At 72.8% G+C, this 957-nt stretch carries 3 protein-coding genes; all 3 read left to right on the forward strand.

From position 1 onward, the window contains the following. Nucleotides 1–40 precede the first annotated feature (40 nt). Complete coding sequence (locus tag STARVERO_RS21980) at nucleotides 41–412, forward strand: hypothetical protein (protein WP_159602135.1); 372 nt, start codon at nucleotides 41–43, stop codon at nucleotides 410–412. Then, nucleotides 409–642: a hypothetical protein gene (locus tag STARVERO_RS21985; RefSeq protein ID WP_159602137.1), complete on the forward strand. Its 234-nt coding sequence runs from the start codon at nucleotides 409–411 to the stop codon at nucleotides 640–642. The genes STARVERO_RS21980 and STARVERO_RS21985 overlap by 4 nt, the downstream gene beginning before the upstream one ends. Further along, nucleotides 639–957, forward strand: a 319-nt coding sequence (locus STARVERO_RS21990; RefSeq protein ID WP_159602139.1) for a hypothetical protein, incomplete at its 3' end; no start/stop codon positions are given. The genes STARVERO_RS21985 and STARVERO_RS21990, both read left to right, overlap by 4 nt.

A 957-nucleotide genomic window follows, 5' to 3' on the forward strand; every position in this document is an offset into this window, starting at 1 on the left:
TCGGCGGCGAGCAGCTGCGAAAGGCGAAGGGAGCGCGGGCATGAAGACGCTGACCCTTCAGGATCTCACCCACGACGAGCTCCTCGCCTGGATCGAGACGGCTGTGCTGGCGCGCTTCCTTCCCGGCGGGATCGTCCGGCAGGCCGACCTGCTGTCGCTTCGGCACGCCACCCTCCAGGCTAAGGCTCAGGAGACCAGCGCGGCGCGGCACGCCGCCGCCCAGGCTTCGGACGCGGCATGGGACGCCGCGCGGCGGGAGAAGCTCGGAACCCGACGGCGGGCCGAGGCCGATCTAGCGCACGTCAAGGCCGAGGCCGCTTACCGCAGGGCCGTGCGGGCTGACCAGAAGGCCGATGCGGAGGCAGAAGCCTGCTGGGCGGCGCTCGAAGCAGAATGGGAGCGCAAGCGATGACGCGCCGCCGCTCCCGCAACGCCGCATCCGTGGACATAGGCGCCGTGCTCGCGGCCGATCCCGATCTCGCCGCCGCCGACGCGGCCTGGCTGGCGCGCGGCTATGTCCGCACCTCCTGCCGCCTCTGGCTGTGCCGCGATGGCAGATACACCGCCCGCCTCGTGTGGCGGAACCGCGCGCACGTCTGCTCGACCATCTCCCATGTCGTGCAGGGGCTGATCATCGCATGACCGGCAGCGACGTCTTCGCCCAGATCGCGGCGGTGATCGGCCTGCCGCTGGCAGTGCGCCTCGCGGAACAGCGCGGCGGCGGACGGTTCACGGTGCCGGCTCACGCGCCCGCCGGTCATTGGCTCGTGGAACTGCTTGGGCGGGAGGCCGCCGACAAGCTCTGCGCCCACTGCAGAACCCTGTCGCCAGAGAACACGGCGCGCGGCGTCGAGATCGACATGCCCCGCGGGCCCACCGGCACGCTCGCCCAGGCGCGCCGGCGCATGGCCGAGGCGCTGGAGCAAGGGGCCACCGCTGACGCCGCCGCCCGCGCCT

Origin of the sequence: Starkeya nomas (assembly GCF_902703545.1) — a bacterium.
GTDB classification, from domain to species: domain Bacteria; phylum Pseudomonadota; class Alphaproteobacteria; order Rhizobiales; family Xanthobacteraceae; genus Ancylobacter; species Ancylobacter moscoviensis.

What these genes read in the sequence shown, in the direction of transcription:
- STARVERO_RS21980 (WP_159602135.1), top strand. Translation starts at nt 41, where the DNA reads ATGAAGACGCTGACCCTTCAGGATCTCACCCACGACGAGCTCCTCGCC.
- STARVERO_RS21985 (WP_159602137.1), top strand. Translation starts at nt 409, where the DNA reads ATGACGCGCCGCCGCTCCCGCAACGCCGCATCCGTGGACATAGGCGCC.